Source organism: Flavobacterium sp. TC780 (genome assembly GCF_056783245.1).
Genome location: NZ_JBXBAV010000089.1, coordinates 1 through 21,483, shown reverse-complemented (window position 1 = coordinate 21,483; position 21,483 = coordinate 1). Strand labels below are relative to the sequence as shown.

Below are 21,483 nucleotides of genomic sequence, written 5' to 3'. Positions count from 1 at the left end.
TCTTTTGCCTGTACTTCGTTAGGTTGCGTGTTAAGGTTAATACATGCTCCTGTTGTTAGGGAGGCAGCACCTACAGCATAACCTTCACTGTAAGTTGTAGATGTCCATGCAGGAGTTATTGTGATAGTATAAGCAGTTCCAGCAGCTACATTGGTTGAAATTGATGTAAAGTTTTCATAACCAGCTGTACCTGTTGAGGTATTGTTAATTGTACCAAATGCAACCTTACCAATTCTTTCGTCGGCAGTATTGTTTCCTTGTGAAGCACAATAAGTAACAGTATTGGCTAGTGTTGTTACATTTACAGTATTACTTGCTGGCGAAACATTTCCTGCAGCATCTTTGGCTTTTACACTAAAACTATAAGCAGTTAAGGCAGTTAGTCCAGTTACAGTATAGCTTGTAGTTGTAGATGAACCTTTAAGAGTTGCTCCTTGGTAGATATCGTATCCTGTAACAGCTACATTATCTGTTGCCGCAGTCCATGATAAATTAGTAGTTGTTCCAGTTGTACCAGAAGCTGCAAGAGCAGTTGGAGCAGTTGGAGCAACTGTATCTGTAGATCCTGAATAAGCAGCTCCAACACCTACAGCATAAAATGCGTTTGTTGTAGCAATAACCTCTGCAGATCCAGCACCGTATAAGTCAATAGCCGATTGTATCCCTGATGTTCTTGCATTTGCAAAAGTAGAATTTGCAGTTAAATATACACTCTCTAAACGATAAGCGATTTTTGCAGCTTTATCAATTGTAATTCCTGTTACACTATAAGAACTTCCTATATCGTTTGTTCCTGTCTTACCTACAGACAAGATATAAAACCAATGGTTTAGTACACCAGAATTTGTATGAACACCACAATAATCATTGGATTGAGTAGGAGTTCCACAATTAATAACTTTCCAGTTTGTACCGCCATAAGTGTCAGGCTGACCTTCAGATTTAGGATTACTCATAGAACGTAAAGCAAGATGACCCGATCTTCTTTCAATATCTTCACCAATTAACCAAACAGATTTTGTAGGTGCTGCGTAAAACTCAATACATGCTCCCCAAATATCTGAGAAAGCTTCATTCATTGCACCAGATTCTTTTTGGTAAGCTAAGTTTGCTGTATAAGTACAAACGGCATGACCAATTTCGTGTCCTGCAACATCTATAGCAGTTAAGATATCAAAGTAAGTTCCGCTTCCGTCACCATAAGTCATTACGCTACCATCCCAGTAGGCATTATCGTATGCATTACTGTAATGTACATAGCTTTTTATGACTGCACCTGCATTATTAAAACTATTTCTGCCATGAACTGTCGACCAATAGTCATACGTTTTTTCGGCTCCCCAATGCGCATCAAGTGCACCATTGTCTTTATTTGCATTTGCATACTCAGCAGCTGTCCAGTTATTATCAGCATCTGTAAAATTTACAGCAGCCGTATAACTAGTTCCTTTTTTCATATTATACGTGTTTATACCTAAACCTCTTGTAGCATCTGCCAGAATATAAGAAGACCCGCTTAAAGTAGTTTGAATTACTTGTGTTCCGCTATAACGTGTAGCAGCATTTGCTGCAACAAAAGCCATTTTAGAATCAACATCTTCTTTTAGGTTTTTTGCATCGGCATTAGCTGATTTTGACTTGCTGCCATGAGCATGTTCTCCAAGATGCTTTATAGTTGCATTATAGAACAATATTTGACCGTTTTCTGCATCGATGTATAAATCCCCTCTGCTTACCGGATTTGTCGCGTAAATGTCAAATTTATAGGCTAAACGAACCTTGTCTGTAGTTCTGTTAGTACCTTGATCTTCCATTGCGGGTAAAAATACCAGTTCGCCTTTTGGTTTTTCATAACCAATCGCTTTGGCATCTTGCGGATTTTCCCAAAGGTATTGTTGAGCACCAGTATAGCTAATTGCTCTATTAAGAGCATCTGAGCAGATAGTTTTGGCGTAGTTTTTACTTTTTCGATGTTGTAATACTCACCATTCATAGAGACAAGTTTTCCATCTTTGGAATGTAAGGTGTAGTTGGCAAACTCTACTTTAATACCTTGTTCGTACAATTGAAATTTTTCGTGTGTGTAACCTTGTGGATCAGACTCAGTTTTGACTCTTGCAAAAGATTGATTTTCCTTTAAACCTAATTGATCCTGAAATACCTTTTGAGAATCAGAACCTTTGTAGGTCGATTTATCACTAAAGGTAATTAGGCTGGTTGTCCGTTTTCGGATACATTTTTTTGGCTTACACGTTTATCCGTTATTTGTGCAAACGCTGATAAGGAGAATGTGAGCACAACAGCGGTTGTTGTGGCAATTTTGGGTAATGTACTTTTCATAATCGATTTGGGGTTTAATGTTAATTTAATTATTAGTTTGTATAGTAATTAAAGCGTGTAGGTAAATACTTTAATTTGTTATAAAAATATAAACATTTTGTTAAATAAATTAACATAAATTACAATAATCGATAAAATGCAACAATTGTTGTTAAATAATTATTAAATATTAACAAACTAAAAATAATCATCAGAAAAAACCTGTTTTTATTATTGTATTATTGATTTGTAGTGTTTTGTTTACTTCCTAACTAGCTGATGTTGATTTAGTTGTGAGATATGTGTGACCGCTAGTTAGAATAAGCTGTAACAGAAAAAGGCTAACATTTTTTAAGTGTTAGCCTTTTGTGTGAATTATTTAAAAAGAAGCGTTAATCGATAATCATCTCCGGAATATCACCTTCAATTATCAAATTTGCTTCAGTTGAAGCAATAATATGCTCTACCGAAACTCCGGGTGCGCGTTCTAAAAGTTTAAACCCTTTAGGAGTTATTTCTAAAACAGCTAATTCGGTTACAACTTTCTTACACAACCAACACCAGTTAGTGGTAAGCTGCATTTTTTTAATATTTTAGATTCGCCAGCTTTGTTTACATGCATCATGGCAACAATAATATTTTCGGCTGAAGCCACTAAATCCATTGCTCCGCCCATTCCTTTTACCATTTTACCTGGGATTTTCCAGTTGGCAATATCTCCGTTTTCAGAAACTTCCATAGCACCAAGTATAGTTAAATCAACTTTTTGGCTACGAATCATTCCAAAACTAAGAGCCGAATCAAAGAAACTAGCTCCAGGAAGAGTTGTAATAGTTTGTTTTCCTGCATTAATAATATCAGCGTCTTCTTCTCCTTCAAAAGGAAAAGGTCCCATTCCCAGAACGCCGTTTTCGCTTTGAAATTCAACGTCAATTCCTTTAGGGATATAGTTTGCTACCAATGTTGGTATTCCGATACCTAAATTCACGAAATAACGGTCTTTAAGCTCTTGTGCAATTCGTTTTGCAATATCTTCTTTTGTTAACATATCTTTTTAATGTGTTAATTAGAAAATTTGATAATTAGATAATTGTTTCAAGCATTATCTAATTGGCAAATTATCTCATTATCTAATTTCTCTGTCTCACTGTGCGTTGCTCAATCCTTTTTTTCAAATTTTTCTCCTTGAAAGATACGTTGTACCATGATTCCGGGAATATGAATTTGATTTGGATCTAATGTACCAACTGGAACTAGTTCTTCTACTTCGGCAATTGTTGTTTTTGCTGCACCTGCCATACAAGAATTGAAATTTTTGGCTGTTCCTTTAAAGATAAGATTTCCAGCTTCGTCGCCTTTCCATGCTTTTACAATAGCGAAGTCAGCTTTGAAGGCGTGTTCCATAATATGCATTTTTCCGTTGAACTCACGAACTTCTTTACCTTCGGCAACTTCGGTTCCGTAACCTGCAGGCGTGAAAAAAGCTGGAATTCCGGCTTGTGCTGCACGACAACGTTCGGCTAATGTTCCTTGCGGAATAAGTTCTACATCTAATTCTCCTGAAAGCATCTGGCGTTCAAATTCGGCATTCTCACCTACATAAGAAGAAATCATTTTCTTGATTTGCTTTTTTTGCAATAATAATCCCAAACCAAAATCATCGACACCTGCATTATTAGAGATGCAAGTAAGACCTGAGTTTTCTGTTTTTACCAATTCGGCAATGGTGTTTTCTGGAATACCACATAAACCAAATCCGCCAAACATAATTGTCATGTCGTTTTTGATTCCTTGAATTGCTTCCTGAACTGAGTTGACTTTTTTACTAATCATATTATTTGTCTTGTATTGACGTATATTTTTGATAAAAATACCAATTTTAGATTAAATTATAACGATTTCGTAAAAAATAAATCTATAAGTAATTTGTCTGATATAATTTAACAACGATTGTGATTAACCGCAAAGGGCGCTAAGGTTTACGCAAGGTTCGCAAAGTTTTTTAAATCCTTTTAATCTGAGTAATCTGTGGCAAGGAAATTAAGCGCAAAGTTCGCAAAGTTATTTTATAGATTAGGCTTTGTGCCCTTTGCGTAAACCTTAGCGCGCTCCTTTGCGGTAAATCTTTTATTTCTTGGATTAATCTACAATCAATTTGTTCCAAAAAAAAATCCTTTTGCATCTTCCGAAAAATCAGAAGTAACAAAAGGATATTAGATATTTTAAAAGTGAAACTAAACTACAGTTCGAATTCGTCTGTGTTTTGTTCTGTATCTGTTGTGTCTTTTACTTTTGGTGCAGAATAACAATCTACTTTTATTTGAAGATTTGCAGGTCTTTCGAAATCAGATTTAGATACTTGTAAAGCAGGGTCAGCGTAACAAAGTTTCATGAAATAACCCCAAACAGGTAAGGCAGCAGTTGCACCTTGTCCGTAAGTAATACTTTTGAAACGTGCCGAACGATCTTCACAGCCTACCCAAACACCAGTAACTAAGTTCGGAACCATTCCCATAAACCAACCATCAGATTGGTTTTGTGTTGTTCCTGTTTTACCAGCAATTGGATTTCGGAACATATATGGATATCCTGTCCAACGCTTATCACCACTACCACCACCTTCAGTACGTAGTCGTGAACCCGAACCACTTTCGGTAACTCCTTGAAGAAGTTTAATTACAGCAAATGCGATATCTTTTATTCAGTACATCGTGAGATTCTGGAATTGGCTCGTAAATTACTTCGCCACTTTTATTTTCAATTCGGTTTAAGAACTGTGGTTTTACATAAACACCTTGGTTTGCAAATGTGCTATAAGCAGCAACCATGTCTTCAACAGTAATTTCAACAGCACCTAATGCGATTGAAGGTTGTACCGGAATTTGAGATTTTACTCCCAATTTATGTGCTAGTTCAACTACAGCTTCTGGACCAACACGGTCAATTAATTTAGCCGAAACCGTATTGATAGAGTTTGCTAAACCTTGTTTTAAAGTAACCATTCCGCGGTATCTGTTATCCAAGTTCTTGGTTCCCAGTCAGCAGTAACGTGATGACGTCCTTTATGAATCATAAATGGACCATCTAAGATTGAGTCACAAGGAGACATCTTTAATTGTTCAATCGCTGCAGCATAAACAAACGGTTTAAATGTAGAACCTACTTGTCTTGCGCCTTGACCTACGTGGTCGTATTGGAAATATTTGTAATTGATTCCACCAACCCAAGCTTTGATGCTACCAGTTTGTGGTTCCATTGCCATTAAACCAGCTTGCAAAAAGTGTTTGTAATAACGTATAGAATCCAGAGGAGTCATGATTGTGTCTCTTTCACCTTTCCAGGTAAACACAGTCATTTTTGTTTTCTCGCTAAATGACTTTATGATTTCTTCATCACTTTTATCGGCAGCTTTCATTACTGTCCAACGGTATGAAGACTTCATTGCCTGGTTTATAATTCGTTGCGTTTCAGCTTCAGAAATATTAACGAAAGGAGCATTTTTATTTGTTTTCAGATTGTTGGAAAAACTCTTCTTGTAAGTTTTTCATATGTGCAGCAACAGCTTCTTCAGCATGCAATTGCATTCTGGAATCGATAGTCGTGTATATTTTTAAGCCATCTTTGTAAATGTTATATTCAGTACCATCTGGTTTTTTATTTTCGGCTACCCATTTTTTCATGTAGTCACGTAAATATTCTCTAAAGTAAGTTGCAGTTCCTTCACGGTGACTTTCAAGCTTGAATTTCAATGAAATTGGAAGTGCTTGTAGCTTGTTTTTTTGATCGTTTGTGATCATACCCGCTTTTTCCATTTGCGAAAGCACAACATTACGACGGTTTTTAACTCCTTGCGGATTTCTTACCGGATTGTATAAACCTGAATTCTTGAACATTCCGACTAATATTGCCGATTCGTCCATGGTTAAATCTTTTGGTTCCTTAGAGAAATAGGTTTGAGCAGCAGAACTTACTCCTACGGAATAATTACCAAAATCATATACGTTACAGTACATTGCAATGATTTCATTTTTAGTATATTGTCTTTCCAAACGAATGGCGATAATCCATTCTTTTACTTTTTGTACAATTCTAAAAGGTAAAAATTTAGATCCTTCTCCGTGAAATAATTGTTTGGCTAATTGTTGTGTAAGCGTACTTGCGCCTCCACTAGTTCCTAAACTGGCAATAGCTCTTAAAGTTCCACGTCCGTCAATACCCGAATGTTCGTAAAAACGCTCATCTTCGGTAGCTACAAGTGCTTCGACTAGACTTTTAGGTAAGTCGGAATATTTTAATTGTGATCTGTTTGTCTGGAAATATTTACCAATAACAACTCCATCCGAGGAGATAATTTCGGTAGCTAAATTAGAGTCTGGATTTTCTAAGTCTTCAAAAGAAGGCATAGAACCAAAAATTCCCCATGAAGCAAATAAGAAAAAGGTAATAACACCTAATAAACCGTAGCCAAAAATTTTCCAAAAGGTCTTTTTGTAATAATTTATGTCTTTATCGATTTTTGTTGGATTGTTTTTTTTAGCAGCCATATAAATCTATATCTAATCTTTTTTTTCAATTCTAAAACCTACATCAGTAATTCCGTCAAGTTGTTGTACTCCAGGAACTTTTCCTGATTCTCTAACTGCTTGTTTGATATGAACTTTGTATTTTCCTTTAAACTTAACATCCTCTTTATAAAAGAGTTTGCTTTCTTTTATATCAGTAAATCCGTTCCCCATTAAAGTTCCGTCTGGATGTGCCATTTGGTATTCAAGAGTATCTACTTTTGTAAATCCGCTTTGGGTTTCGATAGCAACAATTAAAAATATATTGTTGAAGGGAAAATTGTTGTTATCTCTCAAATTTACAAACAAATTGTACCGTTTGGTCGAATCTAATTCGGGTAAGTCGAAGGTTACAATGCTGTCTTTATGCCAAGCATCTCCAACAGATTTGTATTCATCAAATACTCTTTTTTTGTCGCATGAAAAAAGAAGTATAGCCACCAAAAGAAGAATGCGCTATTTTTTATTCTCATTTTTTGTAATAATTATTGGTTTTCTAGGGCCAGCTGGTTTTTTATCGTTCGCAGCATTATTGTTTGGCTTATTGTTATTATTGTTTCCAGCTGGTTTATTGCCTTTTGGATTTTGATTCTTTGGTGCTTGATTGTTGGGAGCAATTGCAGGAGCTACAGCAGCATTTTCGCCAATAGTTTTGCGTTTTTTAGCTGGTTTTTTCTTTCTTTTAGGTTGGTCAAAACGAGTTAAACTTTCTTGACCCATTGCGTTATTGAAGTCTTTTTCAGGCTCTTGAGTAACCTCAATTGCAAAATCTTCAAGAGAAGAAACTCTATTTTTAAGTTTATTTTCAGCGATAATCTCTTTTACTTGATCTATTTTTAAAACATGCCAATTTGCAAAGTTGTTTGTATAAGCAAACCACATTAATCCTTTAAAAATATCCTGTTTTTGGCAAATAGCATCACCTTTTTCAGTAACTAATTTAGTATCATAATCTGGAAAATCTTTAAGAGCATCCATATAAGTGTCTAGCTCGTAATTTAAGCAACACTTTAACTTTCCGCATTGTCCCGCTAATTTTTGTGGATTCAACGATAGTTGTTGGTAACGAGCTGCTGAGGTATTTACACTTCTAAAGTCAGTCAGCCAAGTTGAACAGCATAATTCTCTTCCGCATGAACCAATACCTCCTAAACGAGCTGCTTCCTGACGGAAACCAACTTGTTTCATTTCGACTCTGGTACTGAATTCTTTAGCGAAATCTTTAATTAAAAGTCTAAAATCGACTCTGTCATTTGCGGTATAATAAAAAGTAGCTTTTGAGCCATCTCCTTGAAATTCAATATCTGAAATTTTCATTTCAAGTTTTTGAGCAATCGCTAGTTCACGTGCACGAACTTTCATAGGCTCCTCTCTTTCACGAGCCGCCGACCAAATGTCGATGTCTTTTTGCGAAGCTTTTGCGGTAAATTTTAGGAACTTCATTACTCGCTGGATTAACTCCTTTTTTCTTCATTTGAATTTTTACCAATTCGCCTGTAAGAGTTACAATTCCTATGTCATGTCCTGGAGATGCTACAGTTGCAACAATATCTCCAATACTTAAAGTTAATTTATCTACGTTTCTAAAGAATTCTTTTCTACCATTTTTAAAACGTACTTCAACACAATCAAAAGGAGCTTCTCCGTTAGGTAAACTCATATTAGAAAGCCAATCAAAAACAGTTAATTTATTGCAGCTATCGGTGCCGCAAGTCCCATTATTTTTACAACCCTTAGGTGCGCCACCATCAGAAGTTGAACAACTTGTACATGCCATAATTTTATATGTAGTGTCGCAATAAATGCAACTTAAGTTCTTAAAAAAGATTAATGTGTAAAGATAGTATTTTTTTTAGTTTGCTTTTTAATGGATTAACACTAATGCTACGTTAAATACAAAAGACAGTCGTGTTTAAGAGAAAATTAATGGTTTTTATGATATTATGAAACTGGATTTATCAAGAAAATTCGGTTGTTATTTATTTATCTTAGTTAAAAGAACTTATTGTTTGAGAATAATTTTTCTACTCAAAAAAACTATTGTGATTATTCTTAAATAATTATTTAAACTTATATTTGGGTTGTATTTGTAGATTTTATCTTAAAATATTAACCTCGAATGTTGATTAAATAAACAAAATATCCCTCATTGATACGAGTTATTAGTTACTGGAATGCAAATTATTATTATGTTGTTGAGCTCATTGTCAATACTTTCAAAAATTATCAATCTTTTTATATTATTTAGAACAAAACCCATGAACAAATTATTTTACGTTTTATTCGCAATCCCTTTTTTTATTAGTTGTACGAATAAAAAGCCTTTAGATCAAAAAAACATAAATTCAGTTAAAAAAGACACAACTCTTACTAGCGTTGTAGCTGTGGAAACACAAAAAGTATCTGATTTGGATATATATAATGTTAATTCAATTTTTGGAGAAAAAGATACTATTGCGCTAATATCCTTGTCTGATAAATATCAATTAAGCGAACATAAAGATTCTCTTGCTATCCCTGATGTCAAAAAATTAGGAGAAAAAGACGCTCAATATCTAGTATTGAATTCGACATATAAAAACAGAATGCTATCTAAAATGAAAATATCAGAAAAAGATAGTGTTTATGTTTACGATTACGCCACTAATATTGTCAATGCATTTTCTGTGAAATTTCTACAAGTAGTGGCTGCTATAAATGTATACGGGGCAGATTGGCCTTATTCACAACATGATTATATGATTGGATTTGGACTAGATCCCAAATTACTAAAAGGATTTGACTCCTATTATTTGAATACTTTGGTTTGCATTGGTTCAAAGAATCCTTTTGCAATGAAGCAATTGAAAGCCATAAAATGGAAAGAGACAACAATTGCTAAGGTGCCTGCAGCAACTGTAAATCCGGAATATAATGATTTGATAAAAACAGCAAGTAAAAAAACGGCTTATAGTTATAAATCAAACGGATTTGAATATTTTTTACAAGATTATATAAATGAAGAAACGGTATTGTTGAGAAGATTGATTGTTAAAGAGGAAAAAACAAACAAGATTGTTTGTGAAAAGTATTACTATGAGAGTGAGGGTAGCTCGCTTGCAGAATTAAACAGTAATAGTGAGGATAAAGAAGTCAGTCAATGGACTGGTAAACTGTTTAAGAATAAACCTGAGGTAGTTTTTGGTTTTGTATACGTTTCCTTCGGTTGTCCAGGGATCTCATTCTTAGATAAAAATCTACCGGATGTTTTTATAAATTGTGATAACAGACACTAATTTGCCTTATAAAAAAGAAAAGCCCTATTCTATATCAAATCGAATAGGGCTTTCTTTTAGGTTTCCTTTACCGTAATGATTTTTACTGGACAAGCTTTTGCTGCCAATTCGCAACTTTCTACAATGGCATGATTAGGTGATTTTAGAGTAAAAAATCCTTTTGCATTTACTGAATGTATCAATACTGATTTTCCATCTTTTTTTGACATCTGAAAATGTAAAGGATCCATTTCTACACAATAGTTACAACCAATGCACTTGTCTCTTTGTAGTGTTACAATAACCATTACGCCTCTACGATTTTATATAATTTATCAGAGATTCTAATTCTGAAAGGTAATTTGAAGGTGCAATCGTCTCCTTTTGTAGCTTTATCGGCTACAATGTCATTTACATACATTTCGTCGATTATCATTTCTTGAGCTCCTGTACTAGGTCCAGTTACAAGAATTCTATCTCCAATTTTAATATCGTAAGCTTCAATTTTAAATTGCCCAACTTCTGCTTTTGGAAAGAAGTGAGTTCCTTTACCTACATAGACTTTCTTTTGGGTTGCCGCTGATCCTGGAATATCACTCCATTCTCCTAATTCTTGTCCTAGGTAATATCCTGACCAAAAACCACGATTGTAAACTGTGTTTAAGGCTTCCATCCAAATGGCAATTTTTTCTTTTGAAAAAGTTCCATCGTAGTAAGCATCAATAGCTTCGCGATATGTTTTTATTACTGTTGCCACATATTCGGGTGCACGCCCACGTCCTTCTATTTTTAAAACCTGAATTCCAGAATCGATTACTTGATCAAGAAAATCCAGTGTGCATAAATCTTTAGGCGACATCAGGTATTCGTTATCGACTTCGATTTCAAAACCTGTTTCTTGGTCTATGACAGTATATTTTTTACGACAGTTTTGCTTGCAAGCACCTCGGTTTGCAGATGAGTTATTTGAATGTAAACTCAAATAACATTTTCCAGAAACCGCCATGCATAAAGCGCCATGTCCGAAAATTTCGATTTCAACTAAATTTCCGTTTGGACCTTTTATTTGTTCTTTCTCGATTTGATCCGTAATACTTTTTACCTGACGTAGACTCAATTCTCGGCTTAAAACCATTGTGTCTGCAAATAAGCTATAGAATTTTATGGTTTCAATATTGGTCACATTCAGCTGTGTCGAAATATGCACTTCCATACCAATTGTTCTTGCCATTGCAATTACGGCTTGGTCAGATGCGATTACCGCTGTAATATTAGCTTCTTTGGCTTTGTTCAATAGCGTTTTTACAACCGATAAATCGTGATCGTAAATGATTGTATTTAAAGTAAGATAGCTTCGTACGTTTTTAGATTCACAACGATTAGAGATTTCTTGTAAATCATCCATAGTGAAATTCACAGTTGAGCGTGCTCTCATGTTGAGTTGTTCTACACCAAAATAAATAGAATCAGCGCCATTATCAAGCGCAGCCTGAAGTGACTCAAAGCTCCCTGCGGGAGCCATAAGTTCAATTGTATCGTTTATTGTCATGATGGATTAGTCTAAAATTTTATAGATTTTATCCGACAATCTAATTCTAAAGGGAACTTCAAAAGTAACTCTATCTCCTTTTTTAGCAGTAGTATTTGCAGTGTCGTTAACCATCATTTTTTCTAAAACCAATTCCTGATTTCCTGTAGTTGGTCCAGAGATTAAGATGGTGTCACCAGTGTTTAACTCTTGATTTTCGATAGTAAAAAGACCAACTTGTGCTTTTACATAGTAATGTTCAGCTTTACCAAGAAGTACTTTTTTTACTTTTATTTTCTGGCGAATATCTACTGGTTTCTCAGCAGCTGCCAAAGCTGTATCTGGCAGTTCACCAGAATGTTTGAATTTTAAATTTTCTGATTTTCCTTTTCTAAACACTTTGTTCCCAACTTGTTTTCCAGTTCTCATTCTTACCTGATCTACCAAGGGCATATGTATAACTTCAAGGCATTCTGTAGAACAGCAGTTTTCCATTGCCGATTTACATTCATCACATTGGATAAATAATAAATGGCATCCGTCATTCTCACAATTGGTATGATTGTCACAAGGTTTTCCGCATTGATGACATTGTGAAATAATATCATCTGTGATTCTTTCGCCTAGACGATTATCAAATACAAAGTTTTTACCAATGAACTTACTTTCTAAACCTTCTTCTTCAAGTTGTTTTTTGTAATTAATGATTCCACCTTCTAGCTGATATACATTCTTAAAACCTTGATGTTTAAAGTAAGCACTTGCTTTCTCACAACGAATTCCACCTGTGCAGTACATTACTAGGTTTTTATCTTCTTTATGATTTTGAAGTTGCTCGTTAATTATCGGTAAGCTTTCTCTAAAAGTTTCAACATCTGGAGTTATGGCACCTTTAAAATGACCGACTTCACTTTCATAGTGATTTCTAAAATCAACAACAATTGTATTTGGATCTTCGAGGATGTCGTTAAATTCTTTGGCTTTTAAGTGAACGCCTATGTTTGTAACATCAAAAGTATCGTCGTTTAAACCGTCAGCAACAATTTTATCACGGACTTTGATGGTTAATTTTAAAAATGAGTGATCGTCATGTTCTACAGCTTCGATTTTTAAACGTATGCCTTTCATGAAAATCATAAACTTCTAGAGTTGCTCTAAAAGCTTCTAAATTTTCTTCCGGAATACTCATTTGAGCGTTTATTCCTTCGTTGGCAACGTAGATTCGGCCTAAAGCATCGAGTGCGTTCCAGGCTAGAAATAAATCATCGCGAAATTTTTTGGGATCTTGAATTTTTGCATACGCATAGAAAGACAACGTAAGACGTTGTTTACCTGCATCATCAATCATGATGGCTCTTTCTTCTGCGCTCAAAGTGTTATACAGTTGCATGCTATAAACAGTTTTAAGTTGAGAAATGTTTTGAGGTGCAAAGGTAAGGAAAAAGTTATGAAGTTGCAAAGGCTCAGAGTTGCAAAGGTTATGAAAGAGTAAAGACTCGATACTTATAAAGAGGTCCTAAATAGCTAGGGTTTTGAGAAACTGTTAAACCGAGACTATAAACTGTAGACTAACAATGAGGCTAAAAACAAAAAAGCACTAAATTAATTTAGTGCTTTTGTAATTTTGAACCTTAATCCTAGCAGTGCTCGTTGAAAGCGTCTTTTAGGTTTTCTGCAATTAATTCAGCTGGGCGCCCTTCGATGTGGTGACGCTCAAGCATATGAACTAATTCTCCATTTTTGAATAATGCCATACTTGGCGAAGATGGAGGAAAGGGAACATATGTTGTCTAGCCGCATCAACAGCTTCTTTATCAACTCCTGCAAAAACAGTGATTAAATTATCCGGATTTTTAGCACCTTCTTAGCTCATTTTTGCTCCTGGACGTGCGTTTCTTGCTGCACATCCACATACTGAATTTACAACTACTAGTGTTGTTCCTTCTGATTTGATTGCGTTATCAACTTCTGCTGCACTATGTAAATCTTGAAAACCTGCAGATGTTTTGTTAATTCAGCTTGCATTGGTTTTACCATTTCTTCTGGATACATATTTTTTATTTTTTAGTTTAACTTTTTCGAGTTGCAAAGTTACAAAGTTTAAAAACAAGAACTTTAATTCCTTTATAAAGTTTTGTTATAGTTTAATTGTTATTTGGTAAATTTTTTTTGATATGGATAAGTTTCGTAAACAGTATTGTCCTCATTAATAGTAAATCCCTTTGCTGCATCTTCTCTTGCAAGCCCAACTAAGGCAACCACTTCTTCTTTTGGTTTTCCTAATTTTACCAACAAATTGCTTTATAATATTTTACATCTGAAAATTGTGGATAGATTTTTAATGCTTTATCAAAAATTGCAATTGCTTCATCCTTTTTTTGCAGTTCATATTTTGCTATGGCTTGATAAAAGTAAGCGGTAGGGTGTTTAATTGTTGTCTGTTTTTGTAAATGTCATTTACATAATCATCAAAAACCTTTTCCGCTTTGTCGTATTCGTTCAATTGTAAGTAACAAAGTCCGATATAAAAACTGTAGGTATGATCCATTATGTAGCCATTTCCATAAAGCTTGATACATTCTTTTAGGTCTGTGATTGCTTCTTTATATGATTTTGAAAAAATACATTTCATAAAACCTCTATAGGGAAGCCATCCTTGTTTGTCGTATAAAACAGCCTTGTCTAAAAATGGCATTCCAATCTCGTACTTTTTGCATTTAAAATACGGCATTGCTTTTTGTTGCCATAAATAAGCTATTGTACTATCTTTTTTTAAACCTTCATCAATACAGCTTTGCCATTCTTGCATTTGGAATGTATAATTGTATTTATAAGCACAACTATCCAGAGATTGTTTAACAATTGCGTCTTGCGTCTTGTTTTTGGGAACTTGTGCAAATGTGAGAAAGGGAATTAAAAAGCTACAACCTAAAATAATTTTTTTCAATGGTTATCGTTTAGAGTTAGAATTTCTTTGAAAGAAAAATCACTCTAAATAACGCTTTAATAAATGGTGTTTTAGGACACTTTAAAATAACTTTAACATCTTCTGCAAAGCTAGTTTCTTCGTCTAAGAATTTAAAAATTAATGCTGGATTTCCTTTTTGGAACATATCTGAGAAAATGCGACTTCCGAGTTCGTTATTCCTGTCAAGGATGTCTAGTAAAAGCAGGTCATAAAACCAGAACTTATCTTTTTTATGGAATGAGGACATTTTAATTGGTGTCGAAGGTTTGGTATTTTAGTTTGAAGAAACGCAACCAATTGGGTCGATTTTTTATCTGATTTCCTGAATGTGTACCCTGTACTTGCTTTTGTCCATCCACCTGCTGTACCAATGTTCAGTACGCGTTCAGTATTTCTTTTCCAAAAGGGGTAACAGGTCATCGGAATACTTCCTTTTTCTTTCTCAACTATCTCGTAATCTTGAATGCCTAAATTATGAATATAGTTTTTAATCTCTGATTCGTATTCCTGTTTTTCTAAAAGGGTATGCGAAAATAAGGTATATTCTACTAAAGCTTCTTTTTTTGATGTTGGTAAAACATACATGAAGCGTGTGTTGTTTTTTGTGCAACCGAAAAATCCATGAATGTAACTTGTTCTGGATTAAGAAGATTTTGTTTGCTTTTGATGAACCACCCAATAAAATGCTGTTGTAAAACAGGATATTGTTGTTGGTTTTCGATTAATGCTTTGTTATAAATGCTATTTAAAAGTTGATTGCAGGTAAATGTATTAGTCGAAGTAGCTACAAAAACATGTGTGTCGAGTTCATTAATATCGGTTACTTTGTCGTTAAGAAAAGTAACATTCTTTTGTTCCTTGATAAGTTCAAAAACAAAATTATAAAAGTCTAAACTACGAATTTGATTGTATTGATAAGGACTTAAATCTAAATTTCTTTTAAAGCTTTCATTGGCAAATAATGCGGTATCCCATTTTTTTGAAATGACACTTTCCCAAATTGAGGGCTCTTTTTGCCAAAAACACCAAGTCCTGTCATTGGTTTTTTTTAAATCCTCATCAATTAATAAAATAGTTTTTCCAATAAACTTCTCAGATAGCACCATCTTATAAACCGTCATCATTGCTGATAAACCAGTTCCTGTAAAAATGTAATCGAAATGCTTCATGTTTTGGTGGTACTATTTTTATCAAAAATAGGTAATTTTAATTCGTTGCGTTTATTCAATAAATTTTTTTATAACGATATAATTAAAAACAAGTTTAATGGCTTTATTTTAATGAACTTATATGACTTACATGGTTGATTTTTTATTCTTTCAGCTTTGCCAATATTACTTCAAAGTCTTTTGCATTGCGATAGTTTGTGTCTTGGAATATGATTTCATTTTCGGGATTTAAAGCACAAATGATTGGGTAAGCTAGTTGATTGTTAACGGTGCCTAACTGAATCGCTAATTCGTTAGCTCCGCTTGAGTTTCCGTTTGATTTATAAATGAATGTTTGATTATTGAAACGGATTGTTCTTTTTTCTTCTGCATGAAAATCAATAAAATAGAATTCGGAGTTGAGTTGAGTTATTATTGTTTTGTTTTTAAAAGTTGAATTTTTCATCGCCTGACAATATTTGCACCAATCGGTATGGATAAAAATGATGACTTTCCGTTTTTGAATTTGCTGTAAGCTGTCTATTTGTTCAAACGAATAGGAGCGTAGTTGAGCAAATCCATTGGAGTTAATCCCTATCAAGAAAATAATTAGAATCAGCTTTTTCATTTGTTTTGTTTTGTTTTTGTCAGCGATAATTTAACCGCAAGGGACACAAACATTTACGCAAAGTACACAAAGGTTTGAAATTCTTTTAATTTTTATAATCTGTGGCTTAAAAGGAATGCGGATAAAATGAATTCGCTAAGGCGAAAACTCGGATTAAAACCGATTTAAGAACAATAAAAAAATCTGTTTTATCCGCATCTTTGCTTTTGTAAATCTGCATCATCAGCCTTCTTTTTCGTGATCAACTTCTTTAATCTATGGCATGAATTATTTTTACCTCAGGTTATATCGTAATCCAAAGAAACTACGAATTCCTTGATTTGGAGCATAAACATAAGTAGTGTCAAATGTCATTCCGTATGGATTACTTGGTGTTACAAGTACTTTTCCGTTTGCATCGTAGTCAACATTTTTATCAAAAGGATCGTTTGTTCTTGAAATTAAGAAAGGGTTATTTCGTTTAGGTGTAAAGTTAAGGAGGTTTTTGATTCCTGCATATAACTCAAAATTTTTCCAACCTGTATAGGTAAACTGAATATTTTGTAAACTATACCAAGGAGAGTTTGGGTCTCTAGGATCGTTATCGCCTAATAAAGGTAATTTCATTGGGCTATATAAATTTCCAGTATAATCAATTGCTAAATTAATTGGATTAATTTTATACGAAGCACTCCAAGTTGCTGTAAACTTTTCTGTTAAATATGGTCTTTCACGGACTCCGTTTTCAATATTTGAAACATCCATGATCGTTGCGCCAGCAATTAATTTTAATCCGTTATTGAAGTTTATATCAATGTTTGTGCTGATTCCCTGACTTACAGCATGCCCATCAATGTTGTCATAAATGATTTTGTTTGGGTCTGTATCATAATCTGCTATTATTTTATTGTTAAATCGAGTATGAAAAGCAGTAGTTTCGATACCAATAAATGTTCCACTGTTAAAGTATATTTTCTTGATGTAATTTATGTTAGCATTGATTGATTTTTCAGGATTTAGATTATTAGCAATGATAACTTCTCTTGATCCAGTTAAAGCGGCGTGGTCTTCTGTAAATAAATTCACGACTCTATATCCTGTTCCTGCGTTAAATCGAAGGATATTGTTATCATTGAATTTTAATTTATAGGCAAATCGTGGTGTTATAATATTTCCATGGATAGAGTTATAATCGTATCTAAGACCTAAGAGTATTTTGTGTTTTTCGTTGAATGTTATTTCATCTTGTATAAATATACCAGGTAACCATGTTTTGTCTGGATTGTTTTTCCCTTGTAATTCTGTAGATGTTGTATTGTCATCGTAATAAGTGTAACGTGATGCTATTCCGGCAAGCAAATCGTTATTTTTAATTTTCTTATCCCAAGTAAGTTGGGCAAAACCTATTTTTTGGTTAGCAATGTAAGAAGTAGTTCCGTAGCGGCTGTCTTGATAATGTACATTACCTGAGAATGAGAATATCAATTTTTCATCTGTTGGTAATTGATAGCTTCCTATAAGTTCGGCACGTTTGGTATAAACGCTTTCTCCATAAATTTCATCACCACCTCTATATTTTTTCTCCCAGCGCATATCACCACCCCAACGGTCTTCATACATGCCACGTCCTGCGAGAGTAAATATTCTATTTTCTTTCCTTTTAAAAGTCCATTTTTGAAATACTGATACGCGATCCTGAAGCGTGACATCTGTAAAACCATCATTATCATTGTCAATTTTTTGGTTGTAATTAAAATAATTAACTCCCAGTAAAGCTGTTGCATTTTTTCCAACATTGAATTTTACTCCTAAATCTACATTTGTTTCCAGCCAACTTGTTGTAAAAACATCAGCAGAAAAAACGGGTGCATTGCTGGCACTTTTTGTTATAATATTTATCAATCCACCAACAGCCTCACTACCGTATAAGGAAGATGCAGGGCCTTTTACAATTTCTATTCTTTCAACCAGTCAATTCGGAATTTCCTGATAATCCATAAACGGTTGATAAACTGCTCACAATTGGCATTCCATCAATCATTACTGCTGTATAAGGGCCTTCGAGACCATTTATATGAATGTCTCCAGTGTTACAAACACCACAATTTAGTTGAGGTCGTACCCCATTTACATTTTGTAAAGCTTCATAAATATTAGCCGTTGGGTTTTTCTTAAAAAATACTGGTGTGTAAACTTCTACAGGAACAGCACTTTCTAAACGCTTTACGGCTTTTAATGTTCCCGAAATTACGACTTCATTAAGCTCATTTTCATTACTTGTTAATTCAAAATCTAAAGTCAAAGGCTCATTTTCTTTAACAACAATATTCTTAGTTATTGTTTTTTGACCAAGTGATGAAATTTGAATTTTATAATTGCCTAGCGGAATAGCTTCTAATTTGTAATAGCCTAAACTATCCGTTTGTGTTTTATAATTAGTTTTTAGTATTTGAACATTTGCTTGTTGAGTTTCTGGATTTTCGATAGATACCTTTCCTGAAATTGAAGAGGTATTTTGCGAAAAACTGACCTGAAGCATTGAAAACAGTAGTATTGTAAATAAATATTTCATTTTATTTAAATTATATTTTAGACAAATCTAAAAATTATATTTGACAAACAAAATTTTGATGGCTAAAAATACATTTCTGCATCAAAAAAAGCGGCTCATTATTAAGAATGAACCGCTTACTATTCCAATCGCAAACCAAAACAATTGGAATTTAATAAGAAACAAAGTTCTTAAAATGCTATTTTTTTATTGCATCTAAACAAAATCTTCGTCAATAAGTTCTTTGTTTATTAAAGCACCAGCTACAGATCCCGATGAAACTGCCTGAGCAAGAGAACGAACCAATGTGCTATTGTCGCCTGCTGCATAAATGCCCGCAATAGTAGTTTTTTGGAAAGTATCGACCTTTATCAGGCCCTGTTCTGTTATTTCGCAGCCTAATTCTTGTGGTAAAAGGGAATGTTGTTCAAAAGGTGGTTTGGCATAAATTGCTTTTACAGCGATTTTAGTTCCGTTCTTGAAAACGATGTTTATTATTTTACCTTCATTTGAAATAGTCAATTTCATTTTCTACAACAGTTACATTGTTTTTTTTTAAGATTGCAGTTTGTTCTTCGGTTAGGGTTGTTTTACCGTTTGTAAAAACGGTTAAGTCTTTTGTCCAATTTGAAATCATTTTGATAAACTCATATCCTATAGTTCCGTTTGCAATAATGCCGGTTTTTTCATTTTTTACCTCGTATCCGTGGCAATATGGGCAATGTAATATTGAAATTCCCCAGCATTCTGCAAACCCATTTATTTCTGGAAATATATCTTTTAGTCCTGTTGTAAAAAGTAACTTTTCGGGCAGTAAATGTTCCTTCTTTTTCTGTTTCTATCTCAAAATCTGTTTCTGTCTTTAATGCTTTAATTGCTTTTTCATTTAAGAAAGATATACTTGGATATTTTAATACTTGTTTTTTTGCTTTAGTATTTATATCCAAAGGTTTTTTACCATCGTGTGTTATAAAATTATGGAATATGGAGTTTGTTGATTACAAGGTTTTCCGCTGTCGATTATTAATACTTTTCGTAAGGAACGCCCAAGTGCCATAGCAGCAGAAAATCCTGCATAGCTTCCTCCAATGTTATAACATCATATTTATTATTGTCTGGCATGATTTTATGTTTAGTGTTTATGAAAATGCTTTTGGAATAGGGAAAGGATCTTTGTCTGGAAAAAAGCCATTTTGGGAAATCTATAATTTCATCTGGAGTACAAAGACAATTTTTAAGTTCTTTCAAGATTTCGGTTTCATTCATTTTTTGACCTATAAAAACAATCTCATTAAGTCGGTCACCAAAATCGGCAGTCCAGCGTTCTTCGATTATATCCTAAATTCAACAAAATTGTCAAACGTCATGCGTTCGCCAAGCGGCATACTTGCCCACCAAACACCAGCACCTTTCGGCTTCATTGATCCGCCAGCCTGACTCCAGTTTATTGCTTGTTCTGGGCGAGATGCCATCCACAGTAATCCTTTACTTCTTATAACATTTGTAGGGAAATCAGATTTAATAAAATCCCAAAAACGATGAGGATGCAATCGTTTCGAGTCACGAAATACAAATGAGCTTATTCCATATTCATTGGTTTCGGGTGTATGAATTCCTTCTAATTCCCTAATCCATCCTGCTGAGGCTTCTGCTTCTTCAAAATTGAATAACCTCGTGTTTATTATTTCAACAGGATTTACTTTTCCTAAAACTGAAGTAAGTATCTTGGCAACAGGATTTAATTTATGAATAGAAGCTTTAAGTATTTCCAGTGACTCTGGGCTTATTAAATCGGTTTTGTTTAGAATAATTACATTGGCAAATTCTACCTGATCGACCAAAAGATTAACAATAGTGCGGTTGTCGTCAATATCAGATGCATTCCTGTCTGCAAGTGTTTCTGCAGAACCAAAGTCCTTGAAAAAGTTATAGCTATCTACGACGGTAACCATTGTGTCAACATAGCTAAATCGGGATAAATCGATATTTTCATCCTCATTTACAAACGTGAAAGTTTGAGCAACAGGAATAGGCTCACTAATGCCATGCTTTCGATAAGTAAATAGTCAAAACGATTTTCCTTTGCAAGTTTTTCTACTTCAATCATTAAATCTTCACGCAAGGTGCAACAAATGCAGCCATTAGTCATTTCAACCAGCTTTTCTTCTGTGCGGGATAATGTATGCTCATTCTTTATGAGTTGTGCATCAATATTTATTTCGCTCATATCATTTACTATTACAGCGACTTTTAATCCTTTTTTATTGTGGAGGATATGGTTTAGTAACGTTGTTTTTCCAGCTCCTAAGAATCCACTTAATACAGTTACAGGCAGTTTTTTCATTGTTGAGATTTTTTATGACTTATGTAGTTTATAAAATGACCGATTATCATTCCGATTCCTCCTATATAAATTAAATAGGTGTGTATATCAAATGCTATTTATTATGAGGATACTTATAAAAACTAGCGTTAAAGAGAGAATAAGAATACTACATATCAATAGATCAGATTTCTTTATTATTTTTACAACAGCAAAGAAGCCT

At 34.0% G+C, this 21,483-nt stretch carries 16 protein-coding genes and 9 pseudogenes; 1 reads left to right on the top strand and 24 read right to left on the bottom strand.

Features of this window, described 5'->3' with window-relative positions; translation table 11 throughout:
• The 7 genes and pseudogenes from AC1RYN_RS09190 to AC1RYN_RS09160 form a co-directional block, all read right to left on the bottom strand.
• Positions 1-1,814, bottom strand: a 1,814-nt coding sequence (locus tag AC1RYN_RS09190; RefSeq protein WP_481806727.1) for a M4 family metallopeptidase, incomplete at its 3' end; no start/stop codon positions are given.
• Positions 1,769-2,065 (bottom strand): hypothetical protein, encoded by a 297-nt coding sequence (locus tag AC1RYN_RS09185; protein WP_481806726.1) that lies wholly within the window; start codon positions 2,063-2,065, stop codon positions 1,769-1,771. The genes AC1RYN_RS09190 and AC1RYN_RS09185, both read right to left, overlap by 46 nt.
• A gap of 646 nt (positions 2,066-2,711) precedes the next feature.
• A pseudogene (locus AC1RYN_RS09180) lies at positions 2,712-3,367 on the bottom strand (CoA transferase subunit B).
• Positions 3,368-3,449: 82 nt separating this feature from the next.
• A pseudogene (locus AC1RYN_RS09175) lies at positions 3,450-4,152 on the bottom strand (CoA transferase subunit A).
• A 406-nt stretch (positions 4,153-4,558) separates the two neighbouring features.
• Positions 4,559-6,863, bottom strand: a pseudogene (locus tag AC1RYN_RS09170) (penicillin-binding protein 1A).
• Positions 6,864-6,875: 12 nt separating this feature from the next.
• On the bottom strand, positions 6,876-7,325 hold the full coding sequence (locus tag AC1RYN_RS09165; protein WP_481806725.1) for a gliding motility lipoprotein GldH: 450 nt from the start codon (positions 7,323-7,325) through the stop codon (positions 6,876-6,878).
• Positions 7,326-7,337: 12 nt separating this feature from the next.
• Positions 7,338-8,658, bottom strand: a pseudogene (locus tag AC1RYN_RS09160) (PSP1 domain-containing protein).
• 481 nt (positions 8,659-9,139) lie between these two features.
• Here AC1RYN_RS09160 and AC1RYN_RS09155 point away from each other — a divergent pair.
• The gene (locus AC1RYN_RS09155; protein WP_481806724.1) at positions 9,140-10,156 is read left to right on the top strand and encodes an oxidoreductase; all 1,017 of its coding nucleotides are present in this window, start codon (positions 9,140-9,142) and stop codon (positions 10,154-10,156) included.
• A 56-nt stretch (positions 10,157-10,212) separates the two neighbouring features.
• Here the strand turns inward: AC1RYN_RS09155 and AC1RYN_RS09150 are convergent, their stop codons facing one another.
• The 17 genes and pseudogenes from AC1RYN_RS09150 to AC1RYN_RS09070 form a co-directional block, all read right to left on the bottom strand.
• On the bottom strand, positions 10,213-10,443 hold the full coding sequence (locus tag AC1RYN_RS09150; protein ID WP_481806723.1) for a ferredoxin: 231 nt from the start codon (positions 10,441-10,443) through the stop codon (positions 10,213-10,215).
• Complete coding sequence (locus tag AC1RYN_RS09145) at positions 10,443-11,684, bottom strand: peptidase U32 family protein (protein ID WP_481806722.1); 1,242 nt, start codon at positions 11,682-11,684, stop codon at positions 10,443-10,445. The genes AC1RYN_RS09150 and AC1RYN_RS09145 overlap by 1 nt, the downstream gene beginning before the upstream one ends.
• A 6-nt stretch (positions 11,685-11,690) precedes the next feature.
• A pseudogene (gene trhO / locus AC1RYN_RS09140) lies at positions 11,691-13,053 on the bottom strand (oxygen-dependent tRNA uridine(34) hydroxylase TrhO).
• 247 nt (positions 13,054-13,300) lie between these two features.
• Positions 13,301-13,715, bottom strand: a pseudogene (locus tag AC1RYN_RS09135) (BrxA/BrxB family bacilliredoxin).
• Positions 13,716-13,814: 99 nt separating this feature from the next.
• Positions 13,815-13,955 (bottom strand): hypothetical protein, encoded by a 141-nt coding sequence (locus AC1RYN_RS09130; RefSeq protein WP_481806721.1) that lies wholly within the window; start codon positions 13,953-13,955, stop codon positions 13,815-13,817.
• Positions 13,949-14,047, bottom strand: coding sequence for a hypothetical protein (locus tag AC1RYN_RS09125; RefSeq protein WP_481806729.1), 99 nt, complete (start codon positions 14,045-14,047; stop codon positions 13,949-13,951). The genes AC1RYN_RS09130 and AC1RYN_RS09125 overlap by 7 nt, the downstream gene beginning before the upstream one ends.
• A gap of 11 nt (positions 14,048-14,058) precedes the next feature.
• The gene (locus AC1RYN_RS09120) at positions 14,059-14,610 is read right to left on the bottom strand and encodes a tetratricopeptide repeat protein (RefSeq protein ID WP_481806720.1); all 552 of its coding nucleotides are present in this window, start codon (positions 14,608-14,610) and stop codon (positions 14,059-14,061) included.
• A gap of 16 nt (positions 14,611-14,626) precedes the next feature.
• The gene (locus AC1RYN_RS09115; RefSeq protein ID WP_481806719.1) at positions 14,627-14,776 is read right to left on the bottom strand and encodes a hypothetical protein; all 150 of its coding nucleotides are present in this window, start codon (positions 14,774-14,776) and stop codon (positions 14,627-14,629) included.
• A 47-nt stretch (positions 14,777-14,823) separates the two neighbouring features.
• Positions 14,824-15,737, bottom strand: a pseudogene (locus tag AC1RYN_RS09110) (lycopene cyclase family protein).
• 205 nt (positions 15,738-15,942) lie between these two features.
• On the bottom strand, positions 15,943-16,407 hold the full coding sequence (locus tag AC1RYN_RS09105; RefSeq protein ID WP_481806718.1) for a thioredoxin family protein: 465 nt from the start codon (positions 16,405-16,407) through the stop codon (positions 15,943-15,945).
• A gap of 273 nt (positions 16,408-16,680) precedes the next feature.
• Positions 16,681-18,958: pseudogene (locus AC1RYN_RS09100) on the bottom strand (TonB-dependent receptor).
• 195 nt (positions 18,959-19,153) lie between these two features.
• Positions 19,154-19,465 carry an FAD-dependent oxidoreductase gene (locus AC1RYN_RS09095; RefSeq protein ID WP_481806717.1) on the bottom strand — a complete coding sequence of 104 codons (312 nt, stop codon included), beginning with the start codon at positions 19,463-19,465 and terminating at the stop codon, positions 19,154-19,156.
• Complete coding sequence (locus tag AC1RYN_RS09090) at positions 19,443-19,574, bottom strand: hypothetical protein (protein ID WP_481806716.1); 132 nt, start codon at positions 19,572-19,574, stop codon at positions 19,443-19,445. The genes AC1RYN_RS09095 and AC1RYN_RS09090 overlap by 23 nt, the downstream gene beginning before the upstream one ends.
• Positions 19,575-19,623: 49 nt before the next feature.
• Complete coding sequence (locus tag AC1RYN_RS09085) at positions 19,624-19,884, bottom strand: hypothetical protein (protein WP_481806715.1); 261 nt, start codon at positions 19,882-19,884, stop codon at positions 19,624-19,626.
• Between the two features lie 76 nt (positions 19,885-19,960).
• Complete coding sequence (locus AC1RYN_RS09080) at positions 19,961-20,203, bottom strand: hypothetical protein (RefSeq protein WP_481806714.1); 243 nt, start codon at positions 20,201-20,203, stop codon at positions 19,961-19,963.
• Between the two features lie 65 nt (positions 20,204-20,268).
• Positions 20,269-20,487, bottom strand: a complete 219-nt coding sequence (locus AC1RYN_RS09075) for a GTP-binding protein (protein WP_481806728.1) — start codon at positions 20,485-20,487, stop codon at positions 20,269-20,271.
• Positions 20,488-20,715: 228 nt separating this feature from the next.
• A pseudogene (locus AC1RYN_RS09070) lies at positions 20,716-21,281 on the bottom strand (GTP-binding protein); the annotation flags it as partial.
• Positions 21,282-21,483: the final 202 nt, after the last annotated feature.